Genomic DNA, 12,850 nt, shown 5'->3' with positions numbered 1-12,850 from the left:
GCCGGATCAACGCGTTCGCTGTTCTTGTTTGATGAAAAGCTGTTATTTCGATGGCTTGTCAGCATGCTTGCTTTGGGACTAATGAGCATGTTGTCTTTTTACGGCATTGCCTTTGCTGAAAATAGCAGCGGCCCGATCCCCTTGCAGCCACGGATCGACCGCGCTGTTAATGGCGAAGTCATTACATTGGCACCAGGTACATATTCGGGACCGATCGTCATCGACAAAAGCGTTACGATTCAGGGCGATGATTCCGTCGTGCTGATCAATCCAAAGGCAGCTCCCGCCATTTCGGTTCAATCCGACGAGGTGAGATTAACAGGGTTTCGCGTGCGGCAAGAACATCTCGGCGAGCATGCAGCAATTCACGTGACGGCAAATCAGGTCGTTCTGTCCGATCTTGATATAGAGAGCCAAGGTTACGGCATCATTCTTAGAAAAGCCAGCCAAGGAACCCTGCAGCATAATCTCATTCGTTGGACGGGGCCGTCGAGCACGAAGAATGCGCTGAAGGGAAATGGGATCGACCTGTATGCATCGCAGGAAATCCGGATCACGGATAACGAAATTCACGATGTGCGCGATGGCATTTACATGGAAAACAGCCGCAGCATCGAAGTCGCCAATAATAGGTTATTCGGCAACAGATATGCCATTCACTTAATGTATGTCCACCTTTCGAGCATTACGGGAAATCTGGGCGAGGGAAATGTAACCGGAGCCATGGTCATGGGTGCCAATAAAGCTGTAGTTACGGGAAATACGTTCCGCAAACAAAGCGAAAATGTTCATTCCCAAGGCATTCTGCTCTATGACGTGCAGCGTTCGATCGTCGCGGATAATGTACTTGAGGGAAACCGTGTCGGATTGTATATCCAGGAGTCTTCCGAAAACGAGATCAGCCGAAACGATCTTTTGCGAAATTTCGTTGGCGTGCAATTCAACCATGCGGAGGGAAACGAGCTTCACTCCAACCGATTCGTATCGAATGTGATCGAAGCGCAAGCGGTGGAAAGCCGAAACAACGTCATCCGCCACAACTACTGGGATTCGTTTCAGGGCCTTGACCTCAATGGGGACGGGGGAAGTGAGGCGGCTTATGCCATCAACCCGTTTTATCAGCGTTTGATACAACGCAACTCGGCCTTTCAATTGTTTTTTCAATCCCCGGGCATGACGTTTCTGAGCGACCTGCATACGGAAGGCAGAAGCGAATGGCTCACCGATCTTTCGCCGCGAATGAAACTGGATGCTGCTTCCCGGGCTTACGCAGGAGATAACGAGAACAATCGGTTCGTGCCATGGCTTGGGGGACTGTTATTACTTGCTGCAGGATATATGTTCTATTTGGGAGGAAAACGAAAATGAAACACTGGACATTCACTTTAATCATGTTGTGGTCCATCTTTCTGTTATCGGGCTGCGGCGCGAAATATGCGGCTGTGCCGATCAATGAGGACGTCGATGTATGCGTGATTTGCAATATGCAGGTTAAAGACGATGCTTTTGCCACCCAACTGACGACAAAGGATGGCCAAACGTACAAATTCGACGACATCGGCTGCATGAATGAATGGAAACAACAGAACGGGACGGATCAAATCGGCATGGATTTTGTCCGTGATTATAATGACAAAGAATGGATCGAATACGGCAAAGCGACTTATGTCTACGATGCTTCCCTAAGAACGCCAATGGCTTACGGCATCGTTAGCTTCAAGGACAAGCCGTCCGCCGAAGCCTTCGTTCAGGAACAGGGCGTCGGCCGAATCATGACTGCCGAAGAACTCGCATCCCACGACTGGAAGCAAAATACGGAGGGCATGGACATGCATGGGGAAGGTCAGGGACATACCCACAGTCATGAACAGGAAGCAGGGAGTGAGGAAACGAATCATGCTAACGAAAAAGCAGGAGATGCCGGTCATCATTAATCCGAAAGTCGGTGGAATGCCATGATCTCGAACCTGATTTACGTCGCCAACCGGGAAATCAAACTGGGTTTCCGCAACCCTTGGGCTTATTCGTTCCTGATATTGTTCTGCATGTTCGGTTTGAGCCTGCTGGTGCTGAATGCTCAAAATGTTGTTGAAGGTTTTTCGGGTACGACGGGTTCCTTGCTAAATTTAATTCTCTATCTGCTGCCGTTGATGGCCCTCTTCATCGGATCGTTTTCGTTGACGTCGGAGAGGGAAGACGGCGCTTGGCAATTGTTGTCCACCTATCCTTTGCGTACGTCTTCCTTCGTGATCGGGAAATACCTGGGTTTGTGCTGCGTGCTGATTACGATCGTCTTCTTTGGTTACGGACTGATGGGGGTCGTCAGCGGATTCATGGGCAACGCATTGGACCTGTTGACGTATGGGCTGTTTACGATGTTTTCAGCAGGGTTGGTATGTATGTTCGTAGGGGTGGCTTTATTGATTGGTTCGATCTGCAGCAATCGGTGGCAAGCACTCACCATTTCGGTTTCCGTCTGGTTCTTCCTGGTCATTGCCTGGCCAGCCCTGCTTATTGCGATCCTGGGTTTCGTTCCTTACGCATGGGTGCAGCCGCTTTTGTCCGTTTTGACAATGTTGAATCCGGCAGAGCTCGTCCGACTGTTCGTCGTCATTAAGCTTGGCGGCGGTTCGATCCTCGGACCCGAATATTATCGGTGGGTTTTCTGGATACAAAAACCCGGCGGAACAGCAATGTTCATGATTGCCTTATGCATTTGGATTGCCTTGTCCATGCTGATCGTTCATCGGATATGGGAAAGGAGGCGATACCTTGGCTGACCACGTTATGCCCTATGTAGTGCACGTCAACAAGTTATGCAAGGTAATGAAAGGAAAGGCACTTGTGCAGAACGTTTCATTCACCATCCATGCCGGACAGATTCTGGCGTTATGCGGCGGAAACGGGGCAGGCAAAAGCACCGTGCTGCGCATGATAGCAGGCATTATGCTCCCCACTTCGGGAGAAGTGAACGTTAACGGCCAAAGCCCAAAGTCGAAACGAACACGCTTCGCCGAGCAAATCGGATACATGCCCGACGATTTTCGCTTCAGCCACAGCCTTTCCGCCGAGGAGACGCTTCAGTTCTGGGCAGACTTGAAAAATGTCGGTACGGACAGAGTGACCGACGTTTTAGAAATGGTTGGGCTCGGGAATCACAAAAAGCAACGCGTCACGACGTTCTCCAAAGGGATGCGGCAAAGATTGCTTTTCGCCCAAGCCGTTCTGTCCAAACCGCCGCTGCTCATTATGGATGAGCCGACGAACGGACTAGACCCGTACTGGATGCAAGAATTCGCTCAGTTGATGAAAGGCATCCGGGCCGAGGGGCAGATGGTCGTTTTCTCGACGCACCAATTGGAGATTGCGGAGGACGTTGCCGATGAGGTGGTGTTTCTGAACCAAGGCCAGCAGGCGGACTTCGGCCCGACGTCCCGGTTCCGGGAACGATTCGGCACGCTGCATGCTGCGTTTCGCCACAGTTTGGGATTAAAGTGAGGTTAGCGTATTGCGATTTCTATCCATAATCATGCGGCGCGCACTGGCTTGGACGATCATCACTGCAGCAGTTGTATGCGCGGTTGCGGTTGTATTGCAACCATTTGCAGATTCACGACAGAAGGCCGAAAAGGGGATTATTGCCGTGGGAGAGACGGCTCTCGATTTTGCAGCTGTCGATTTGTCAGGGGAACAAGTACAACTTTCGCAGTATCGCGGGCAGATTGTGCTCCTTCACTTTTGGGCTTCCTGGTGTGCTCCCTGTGTCAGGGAAATGCCATTATTGAACCGTTTATCCCAATCCCATAATGAAAATGTAAAGACGATTTTCGTCAATGTGGGGGAGTCCAAAGCAACCGTCCGCGAATATCTCGCCGAGAACGGCTTTGAACTTGACGTCGTGATTGATGCGACCGGCAAAATCGCAGGATCCTACCATGTGCCGGGATTGCCTGCAACGATGATCGTCGATCGGAACGGAACGTTCGATCATATCCTTCTTGGCGAACTGCATGAGGACATGCCGATCGACCGATGGCTGGCTGAGCTTTGATCTTGAGCAGGGCACGGGCTCTTTTGGAAACCGGGAGAATGAGAGCCGGAATCATCAAGTTGTAAAGGAGGGCTGCGCCCGAAGCGTTGGGATTTGCTTCGTGCGCAGCTGTTTTGGTCATATTGACACAGGGACCGGAAGATGGTTCAGACCGCGAGGCGATCCCGTGCATTCAACTTAGATTTTGGATGGCCAGTTGCCGTACCAGGCGTAGCCGGCCCGTCTCTCTTGGTCGATCTCGCTGAGATTGTATCTGACAATCCCGTCGCGGCCGACAAAGATCGGCTTGTCCGTGCCGATTTCATAGAAACGTGCCCACAGCGGCGTTGTGATGCTGGAGTCTTTAATGACTTTGCCGTCCCCGTTTTCTCTCACGAATTTGATGCCCGTCATCTTGACCTTGTCAAACCAAGCCTGGGCACCGTTAATGGACGCGGTAATCTTGGCATTGGCCGGTCGTGTTTTCAGGAATTTTACGATAGTGCTGCTCTCTGCGGCGGAGAGGGAGGGAACTTCGTATATCCGTGCTCCCGCTGGTTTCAACGTGCTGGAATCATGCTGCTGTCCCCAAGCCGTCAGCTTGCCGCCAACGACGACCTGTGTATTCAGAATGGCATCTACGCCTTTGTTAACAGCATTGCGGCTGCGATCGGCCAGGGAACTGTCAATAAAGGAGAAATCTCCCTTGCGGTTAGCGACTTCATCCAGCAGGTACATGACATTGATCATCGCGTCGTCATTATACGTGATGTGTTTGTGGTAACCCGAGCTTTGGTAAATTTGAGGCCATCCGCCGTTGGCATACTGCATGTTCAGCAAAAAGTTGATGCCTTTGATCGCTGCAGCGGAATATTGGGGATTGTTGGTCTTTTTAAATTCGCTGGCAAGTCTTCGGATTTCAGAATATGTAGCTTTGTTATCGATCGTGGATTTTGCCCATTCTCCGCTCGTTTCTTTGTAATCTTTTCTCCATCCTCCGTCAGGACGCTGGTTTTTCAAAATATCGGAAATGCTCGCCGTCGTTCCGGATGCATCCGCCGCATAGACTTGCCCCGCAGGTAGAATTGCCGTTCCGACAACAGGAAGTGCCAGGGCACAGGCCATCATCAAAGAAGTCACCGTTTTTTTCGCGTTCAACATCTCGTATACCCTCCTAAGTTTAAAATGATAACGGTTCCAAAATATCGATTACCGCTGCTACAGCCTCCTTTTTTTGATTCTGGATAACCATTTTCATCATGTCCATTCCAATTTGTGGATATGGACAAGCTCATTTTATGCAAAACTTTAAAAAATATCAATCTTTGCACATACCATATGGGTGTATATTTTGAATATATTGTTCATCAGAGATAATCTTTAATTAAATTGAATCATATAGACGTATAGGGATAATATACAAATTTTATATGAATATAGTTTCACAATAAAATGGAAGTACACATTTATTTTCAAAAAATGCATTGTGAATGAGCAAAGTTTGTGCTACGATCTTAATCGTTATTATTACGATTAATTTTCAGGAGGAAAACATGAAGTCTACATTTTTGATGGGAATGGTGCTTTTGCTGGTGGTGTTAACCGGTTGTGGACAGCAGGTTAACCAGGATGACGAAGCTGGAGCCGCCAAGGACGAATTGGTTTTTGCCAGCACCAAAGATATTCGCGACATTAATCCGCATCTGACGGGCGGAGAATTGGCGGCGCAAAATATGGTTTTTGAATCACTCGTCGTGAATACTGCGGACGGCGTGCAGCCTAAATTGGCCGAAAGCTGGGAAATCTCCCCGGATGGTTTGACATATACCTTTCATTTGCGCAAAAACGTTGTATTTAGCGATGGCGAAGCCTTCAATGCCGAGGCCGTAAAGAAAAATATCGATGCTGTCGTGTCCAATTACGATAAGAACGCCTGGCTCAATCTGGTGCAGGAAATCGACAACACGAAAGTGGTGGACGAGCACACATTGGCATTGACGTTAAAGCACCCTTATTATCCGACTTTGGAAGAGCTGGGGCTGACAAGACCGTTCCGCATGATCTCCCCCAAAAGCTTCATCGACGGCACGACCGCGAACGGGGTAAACGGTTATGCCGGGACCGGACCATACATACTGACGGAGCACAAAGACAATCAATATGCCTTGTTTGCTTCCAATGAACGCTACTGGGGAGAGCAGCCCAAAATCAAACAAGTGCGTTGGAAGGTCATGCCGGATCATCAAACGATCCTGCTTGGATTGCAAAACGGCGAAGTGGACCTGATCTTCGGAGCCGACGGCGACATGCTGGACGCCAATGCGTTCAGCGCACTGCAAGAGGGTGGAAAATACGCGACGAAAATCAGTCATCCGTCCGGATCGCGCTCGATCCTGCTGAACAGCAATCGCGCGTTCACGAAGGACAAGCTCGTACGCGAAGCACTGCAATATGCCATCAACAAACGGACGATCGCTACAGGCATTTTGAACGATACGGAACAGATCGCGGATACGTTAATGTCCAAGGCCACGCCGTATGCGAACATCGATTTGAGCATCCGTTCTTACGACGCCAACCAGGCCGAGCAATTGCTCGATCAAGCAGGATGGGTAAAATCGGATGACGGTTACCGCTACAAAAACGGGCAGAAGCTTCATCTGCTGCTCTCGTATAACTCGGACAATGCGCAAGAAAAAACGATCGGCGAATCCATGCAAAGCGATCTGAAAGCGATCGGGGTGGAACTCGAAATTTTGGGTGAAGAAAAGCAAGCTTACTTTGACCGCCAAAAATCCGGCGATTTTGATTTGCAATATTCCCTGTCTTGGGGACTGCCGTATGACCCGCAAACGTACGTCTCCACATGGCGCGTACCTTCCCACGGCGATTACCAAGCCCAAGCGGGATTGGAAAAGAAAGCTTGGTTGGATCAAACCATTAGCGAAGTTTTGCTTGAACAGGACGAGTCCGCGCGAGCGGAAAAATACAAAGAAATCTTTACTTACGTGCATGACGAAGCCGTGTATTTGCCTCTGACGTATTCGGTCGTGAAAGCCATTCACTCGGATCGTTTGCAGGGCGTGGATTTCAATGTGTCGCAATACGAAATTCCGTTTGAAAAGATGTATTTTCAATAACAGAGAGCGAGTCGAACGATGAAAGCATACCTGAGCAAACGAATCATCGGCGCCATCCCGCTGCTTGTGCTGGTTACCTTCCTGGCATTCATCCTGATCAACTTAAGGACAAGCGATCCGGCGGAAATTGCCTTGCGCGTCAACCAGATTACGCCGACGGACGAGATGGTGCAGAGCATGCGCGAGGAGCTGGGCCTGGATCAGCCGTTCCTCGTGCGGTACAAGAACTGGATCGTTGACAGTTTTAACGGGGAGTTCGGCACGAGTTATGTCAACAACAAACCCGTATTGGAGGAATTGCGGCAGGCGATTCCGCCAACCTTGCAGCTGGCAGCAGCAACGCTGGCGATCATCGTCATCTTCAGCATGTCGATCGGCATATTGTGCAGCGTGTTCGAGAACCGGTGGCAGGATCGTTTCCTGAGGGGCATCGTATTCGTGCTTGCCGCCATGCCGAGTTTCTGGATCGGTTTGCTGCTGATGTGGTATTTCTCGGTGCACCTGGGACTCCTGCCGACCAGCGGTATGGAGGGACCGACATCGATCATTCTTCCTGCGGTCACGCTGTCGCTTACGTTTCTATCGACGTATGTGCGTTTGATACGCAATAACATGGTTCAGAACAAACATGAAAATTTCGTCCTTTACGCCAAGGTGCGCGGTTTGAAGCAAAGCACGATCACATGGAAAATCTTCACGAATTCGATCCAGTCCTCCTTGACGGCATTCGGTATGTCCGTTCCGCGGTTAATCGCGGGTACGGTCGTCGTCGAAAACATATTCGCCTGGCCGGGAATCGGCAGATTGTGCGTCAAAGCGATATTCAATTCCGATGTTCCCGTGATCCAGGCGTACATCTTCATGATGGCTGTGCTGTTCATCGTGTGCAACCTGATTGTGGACATCCTGATCGTGCTGATCGACCCGAGATTACGGAGGGAAGCAAAATGAGTTTTTTCAAACGTTTGCGCGGTGATCGACTGGGCATGGTGTGCCTTGCATTTCTGTCCATGGTTACGCTGGCCGGCCTGTGTGCCCCTCTCCTTGCACCCTATGATCCAACCTTGGTCAATGTCGCCGTAAAGCTCTCCCCGCCAAGCGCGGATTATTGGCTCGGCACCGATCATTTGGGTCGGGATTTGCTGTCGCGTTTGTTGTTCGGCATTCGTACAACCTTTTTCTACGCATTCCTGGCCATGATCGTGACCATTGTGTCGGGATTGATCTTTGGCTTGATGGCCGGGTATTCCAACGGAAAAGTGCGCGAGGTCATTCTGCGGTTCTGCGACGTGATGTTATCCTTTCCGTCCGAGGTTATGATCTTGTCCATTGTCGGCATACTGGGTCCGGGGATCGTCAATATCGTCATCGCCAACATCTTGTCCAAATGGGCCTGGTACACGCGGATGATCTACAGCAGCGTGCAGCAGTACCGTGCCAAAAATTACGTGAAGTTTGCCCAGGTTCACCAAGGCTCCTCTTTATATATCATGAGAAAACACATTCTCCCGGGCATCTCCGGCGAAGTCACCACGCATTCGACGCTGGAAATGGGCTGGGTCATCCTGAGCATTTCTTCACTGTCATTCCTTGGATTGGGCGTACAGGCACCCGTGCCGGAATGGGGCATGATGCTGAATGAAGCGAAAAACGTTTTGTTCACGAATCCATGGCAAATGATACCTGCGGGCGTTACGATCCTGTTTGTCGTTGCCGCGCTGAATTTCCTGGGGGACAGCATGCAGCATGCGCTGAACGCCCAATCTTACGTCACTGGCCGCCAACGACAACGAAAGCTGTTCCGATTCGGCAGAGAAAGGAAGATCAATGATGTCCATCTTGACCGTAAACCATCTTAATATCATAGATACCAAAACCAACAAGGTCATTGTCAAGGATGCTTCTTTTACGGTGGAACAGCAAACATGCCTGGGGATCGTGGGGGAGAGCGGCAGCGGGAAGTCCATGACGGTTCGGGAAATCATGGGCGTGAATCCGCGCTGGATCCGTTCGGAAGGTGAAGTCCTTTTCGAGAATCGCAACCTCCTGGAGGATAACGACAAGCGCAGAAGATCGATTCGCGGCAAAAAAATCAGCATGATTTTGCAGGACGCCATGACGGCCTTCAATCCGATTGAAAAAATCGGAGCCCAGATGAACCAAACATTCGTACAATTGCTCAAGGTTCCGAAGAGAGAAGCGGAGCGGCTGAGTCTGGAAAGCCTTGAAATGATGAATTTCCAGGAACCGCGTACCGTTTATGGCAGCTATCCCCATGAGCTTTCGGGAGGCATGCTTCAGCGATGCATGATTGCCATTGCCCTTGTCATGAAACCCGACGTGATCATCGCGGATGAACCGACGACCGCACTGGATTCCATCAATCAGCTGGAGGTCGTCAAGCAATTCCGTTCCTTGAAGGAGCTGACGGGCACAACGATGATCCTGATCTCGCATGATTTGGGCGTCGTACAGCGATTGGCGGACAACGTGATCGTCATGAAGGATGGGGAGATCGTCGAACAAGGCGTAACATCAACCGTTTTCAATGATCCGAAACATGCGTACACGCAGTATTTGGTGAATACCCGCCTGCAGCTGACGAACAGCTTTAACGATTCTTTGCTGAGTGGAGTGAAAGCTAAACCATGATATCCGTAAAGCACGTCAAGAAAAGGTATAAAATGCCCGGAAAATTCCTTCGTCCCGTCCAAAAAAATGTGCTGACAGATGTCAGTTTTCATCTGAACGAGGGCGACTGCCTCGGAATCATCGGAGAAAGCGGCAGCGGCAAAAGCACGTTATCCCGCATGCTGCTTGGTTTGGAACAGCATGATGGAGGCGAAATCCAAATCGACGGTGTGCCGCACAAGAAATGGATCAGACAGAATAAAGGCAAGATTAGCGTGGTGTTCCAGGACTACCGCACATCGGTCAATCCGAACTGGACGATCGGACAGATCATAGAGGAACCGCTGAACATGTTGGGCGACATGAAAACAAACCAGGTTGAACGAACGCAGTGGATTGCATCGCTGGTTGGAAAAGTACAGCTTCCTGCCGACGTCTTAAGCAGGCATCCGCATGAATTGAGCGGAGGACAACTGCAGCGGGTTTGCATTGCCCGTGCATTGACGACCCGCCCGAAATACGTCGTTCTGGATGAAGCGATCAGCTCCCTGGATGTGTCGGTACAAGCTCAGATTCTAACGTTGCTGAAGGACCTGCAGTCCGAATTTCGATTAAGTTATTTGTTTATCGCCCATGACCTTCAAGCGGTAGCCTATCTTTGCAACCGTTTGGCTTTTTTGCGGGATGGACGCATCATCGAAGAATTGGACTGCAATCATTTTACGTGCGCGGAGAGCGATTACGTCAATCATTTGCTGGAATCGATCATTCCTTTTAAATCCGATTATAACGGGGAGAAGGGCTTGTGATCCGGTGTGGTCATATACAAAATGTAAAGCATGGACCCTTTTGAGACGCTAGATTAGCGTCTTTTTTTGATTTTACGTTGAAATTATTTTACTCGTTTGTGAACCAACTCCATGGTTGAGCGATCTAATATATATATGAACTTGTAAGGAAGGAGGATCATACGTGGATTTGTTAGAGCATGCAAAATCGGCAAGAAAAGGCGATAAGGAAGCGTTCGTACACTTAATTCGGGCGACCAAACAGAGTTTGTACACCGTAGCTCGGTCTATCGTCAAAAACGATGAGGATTGCGCGGATGCCATACAGGAGACTATTGCCAAAGCGTTTTCGAACATACATACCTTGAATGAACCTGCTTATTTCAAAACATGGATGATTCGGATTTTGATCAATGAGTGTAATCGGATCATTCGAAAGAAAAGGCGCGTATTTCCGGTTCCCTATGACATGAGAAAGGCATCTTACACGAGCGATTATGAACAAATTGAGCTATTCGAAGTGATTGACGGGCTGGACGAGCAGTTGCAAATCATCGTAACGCTTTATTATGTCGAGGATCTGTCAATTAAAGAAATATCCACCATGCTGGAGGTTTCCGAAGGAACGATAAAATCACGTTTATTCAGGGCGAGGCGGCAATTGTCCGAAATCGTCCTAGGGAAAGGAGAACAGAAGTATGAACTATCATGATCAGGATGATCAGAAAATCCAACAATTTTTGAAGGCCAAAAGTCAAGAGCTCATCATTCCTGATCCCGTTCAGCTCGCTGTAGAGAACGCACTGTCCTCCCTTTCCGGACAAGAGATCAAAAGAAAAACGTTCCGTAAACGAATGAGATGGGCTGCGGCCGTTGTGCTGCTGTGCTGTACCTTAGGAACGATTACTTTTTTGACGGTGCCGACGGTGGCCGAAGTATTCCGATCTTTATTTGCCAAGGATAACCCGGATGTTGGACTTTTGCGCGCTCAGGAGTTGGGATTGGTTCACAATCCCCATATTCGAGTGAAGGATAAGGGGTATACACTAGTTATTGAAGAGGTGGTAGCTGATCCTACCCGTGTGACGATGGCCCTTCAACTTTTTGATAAAAAGGGGCACCATGTTCGCGAAAAGTTGTTACTCGATGAATCCAACCAGATTATCATTAAAGATGCGGACGGAAACATTGTGGATAACATGTATGACATGGGGTATACGAGTGACTTCTATTATATGGTTGTGTTTTTCAAAGAACCCTTGCAGACGGACAAGATAACCATTGAGGGGAATATCGATTCGCTTGGAAAAAGGGACAAAGATAGGGTTGAGGGTAACTGGGATTTTAGTTTTGACATGGATATGACTGAGGCAAATAAGATGACCAGAACCGAAGCACTGTCCGGCAGTTACACAACGCCACATGGCATGACGATTACCCTCAAACAGATGACCAGAATGGTGCAGGGCGTTCGTTTTGAATTGGAGACTGAACTGGATGAAACGGCGATGAACAGGTCCCCTGGTGATCTGTGGATTAAACAGATGCTTAGCTTTCATTTTGAGACCATGGACCATGAAGAGATTCATTCGGTCAATCCGAGAAAAAGTGGGTATATGGACAGTCTGATGGCATCGGATTATACGGTCATCGGGCATGGGAAAATACGGTGGAGTTATATTTTCAAATACTTGCCTGATGATGAACCTTTCCGTTTTGTTCTGGATGGATACGCTATTTCTGAAACGGACGGAAGCCAAATGGCGTTTGCACCAGGGGAACAGGACGAGACCCTAAAGTTCATATTGTTAAATGATCACATTGAAGTGTTGGACACTTCTATAGTGGAATCGGATCTCAATAAAGGTTCAAAAGAGCTGGCTGTTTCATTCTACGGTGAGATGGAGAATGAAACCACGCATGAGAAATGGAAGGCATACGATTCCGCAGGACATTCGTACGATGTGAGCAAGAGAGGGGCTTCCAGGCTTTATAAGAATTCACAAGATAATAACTGGAAGGACGGTGTGATCGAAATGGGCGATCGCAGCATGAAGCAGCCATATGAGTACCGGATCACGCTGCTTGATCATATCCCTGAGAGGCTCACGCTTGTAAGAGAAATCGTGGATAAACGCTACAAGGATACGGACTGGTCCATAGTACTTAATTCGGATACGCAGTAAGGTTATCGAGTAACTTGAAAAGTCGCCTTCTAGGCGACTTTTGTACTTCCTAGTTCCATTACAATCTGAAATGAA

13 protein-coding genes are annotated in these 12,850 nt (G+C 49.1%); 12 read left to right on the top strand and 1 reads right to left on the bottom strand.

Features of this window, described 5'->3' with window-relative positions; all coding sequences use genetic code 11:
- The first annotated feature begins 24 nt into the window (after positions 1-24).
- Genes RSX24_RS11700 through RSX24_RS11680 form a run of 5 tightly spaced genes read left to right on the top strand, consistent with a single transcriptional unit; the run spans position 25 to position 4,051 of the window.
- A complete protein-coding gene (locus RSX24_RS11700) occupies positions 25-1,368 on the top strand; it encodes a right-handed parallel beta-helix repeat-containing protein (protein ID WP_343260682.1) in 1,344 nt (447 codons plus the stop codon).
- Positions 1,365-1,934, top strand: coding sequence for a nitrous oxide reductase accessory protein NosL (locus RSX24_RS11695; RefSeq protein WP_343260681.1), 570 nt, complete (start codon positions 1,365-1,367; stop codon positions 1,932-1,934). The genes RSX24_RS11700 and RSX24_RS11695 overlap by 4 nt, the downstream gene beginning before the upstream one ends.
- Before the next feature lie 21 nt (positions 1,935-1,955).
- A complete protein-coding gene (locus RSX24_RS11690; RefSeq protein ID WP_438286810.1) occupies positions 1,956-2,780 on the top strand; it encodes an ABC transporter permease in 825 nt (274 codons plus the stop codon).
- Positions 2,773-3,498, top strand: coding sequence for a heme ABC exporter ATP-binding protein CcmA (gene ccmA / locus RSX24_RS11685; protein WP_236413900.1), 726 nt, complete (start codon positions 2,773-2,775; stop codon positions 3,496-3,498). Before RSX24_RS11690 ends, ccmA begins: the two co-directional genes overlap by 8 nt.
- Positions 3,499-3,508: 10 nt before the next feature.
- Entirely contained in the window at positions 3,509-4,051 is a 543-nt protein-coding gene (locus RSX24_RS11680; protein WP_343260680.1) for a TlpA family protein disulfide reductase, read from the top strand.
- A gap of 177 nt (positions 4,052-4,228) precedes the next feature.
- Here RSX24_RS11680 and pelA read toward each other — a convergent pair whose 3' ends face one another.
- Positions 4,229-5,191 carry a pectate lyase gene (pelA, locus tag RSX24_RS11675; protein ID WP_236413903.1) on the bottom strand — a complete coding sequence of 321 codons (963 nt, stop codon included), beginning with the start codon at positions 5,189-5,191 and terminating at the stop codon, positions 4,229-4,231.
- Positions 5,192-5,583: 392 nt separating this feature from the next.
- Between pelA and nikA the strand changes: the two genes are divergently transcribed.
- From nikA to RSX24_RS11640, 7 genes are all read left to right on the top strand, one after another.
- The gene (gene nikA / locus RSX24_RS11670) at positions 5,584-7,170 is read left to right on the top strand and encodes a nickel ABC transporter substrate-binding protein (RefSeq protein ID WP_343260679.1); all 1,587 of its coding nucleotides are present in this window, start codon (positions 5,584-5,586) and stop codon (positions 7,168-7,170) included.
- A gap of 18 nt (positions 7,171-7,188) precedes the next feature.
- A complete protein-coding gene (gene opp1B, locus RSX24_RS11665) occupies positions 7,189-8,121 on the top strand; it encodes a nickel/cobalt ABC transporter permease (RefSeq protein WP_343260678.1) in 933 nt (310 codons plus the stop codon).
- Entirely contained in the window at positions 8,118-9,029 is a 912-nt protein-coding gene (opp1C, locus tag RSX24_RS11660; protein WP_343260677.1) for a nickel/cobalt ABC transporter permease, read from the top strand. Before opp1B ends, opp1C begins: the two co-directional genes overlap by 4 nt.
- A complete protein-coding gene (locus tag RSX24_RS11655) occupies positions 9,001-9,822 on the top strand; it encodes an ABC transporter ATP-binding protein (RefSeq protein WP_343260676.1) in 822 nt (273 codons plus the stop codon). The genes opp1C and RSX24_RS11655 overlap by 29 nt, the downstream gene beginning before the upstream one ends.
- Entirely contained in the window at positions 9,819-10,610 is a 792-nt protein-coding gene (locus RSX24_RS11650; RefSeq protein ID WP_343260675.1) for an ABC transporter ATP-binding protein, read from the top strand. The genes RSX24_RS11655 and RSX24_RS11650 overlap by 4 nt, the downstream gene beginning before the upstream one ends.
- Positions 10,611-10,773: 163 nt before the next feature.
- Positions 10,774-11,301: a sigma-70 family RNA polymerase sigma factor gene (locus RSX24_RS11645; RefSeq protein ID WP_343260674.1), complete on the top strand. Its 528-nt coding sequence runs from the start codon at positions 10,774-10,776 to the stop codon at positions 11,299-11,301.
- Positions 11,288-12,775, top strand: a complete 1,488-nt coding sequence (locus RSX24_RS11640; protein WP_343260673.1) for a DUF4179 domain-containing protein — start codon at positions 11,288-11,290, stop codon at positions 12,773-12,775. The genes RSX24_RS11645 and RSX24_RS11640 overlap by 14 nt, the downstream gene beginning before the upstream one ends.
- The last annotated feature ends 75 nt before the right edge of the window (positions 12,776-12,850 follow it).

Source organism: Paenibacillus hubeiensis (assembly GCF_032334105.1).
GTDB classification, from domain to species: Bacteria; Bacillota; Bacilli; order Paenibacillales; family Paenibacillaceae; genus Paenibacillus; species Paenibacillus hubeiensis.
Note: the sequence above shows the minus strand (reverse complement) of the source record. Positions and strands in the feature narration are given on the sequence as shown.

Bases quoted from the DNA above. Each gene is read 5' to 3' on its own strand.
- RSX24_RS11695 (WP_343260681.1), top strand. From the start codon at position 1,365: ATGAAACACTGGACATTCACTTTAATCATGTTGTGGTCCATCTTTCTG.
- RSX24_RS11690 (WP_438286810.1), top strand. From the start codon at position 1,956: ATGATCTCGAACCTGATTTACGTCGCCAACCGGGAAATCAAACTGGGT.
- pelA (WP_236413903.1), bottom strand. From the start codon at position 5,191: ATGTTGAACGCGAAAAAAACGGTGACTTCTTTGATGATGGCCTGTGCC.
- nikA (WP_343260679.1), top strand. From the start codon at position 5,584: ATGAAGTCTACATTTTTGATGGGAATGGTGCTTTTGCTGGTGGTGTTA.
- opp1B (WP_343260678.1), top strand. From the start codon at position 7,189: ATGAAAGCATACCTGAGCAAACGAATCATCGGCGCCATCCCGCTGCTT.
- opp1C (WP_343260677.1), top strand. From the start codon at position 8,118: ATGAGTTTTTTCAAACGTTTGCGCGGTGATCGACTGGGCATGGTGTGC.
- RSX24_RS11655 (WP_343260676.1), top strand. From the start codon at position 9,001: ATGTCCATCTTGACCGTAAACCATCTTAATATCATAGATACCAAAACC.
- RSX24_RS11650 (WP_343260675.1), top strand. From the start codon at position 9,819: ATGATATCCGTAAAGCACGTCAAGAAAAGGTATAAAATGCCCGGAAAA.
- RSX24_RS11640 (WP_343260673.1), top strand. From the start codon at position 11,288: ATGAACTATCATGATCAGGATGATCAGAAAATCCAACAATTTTTGAAG.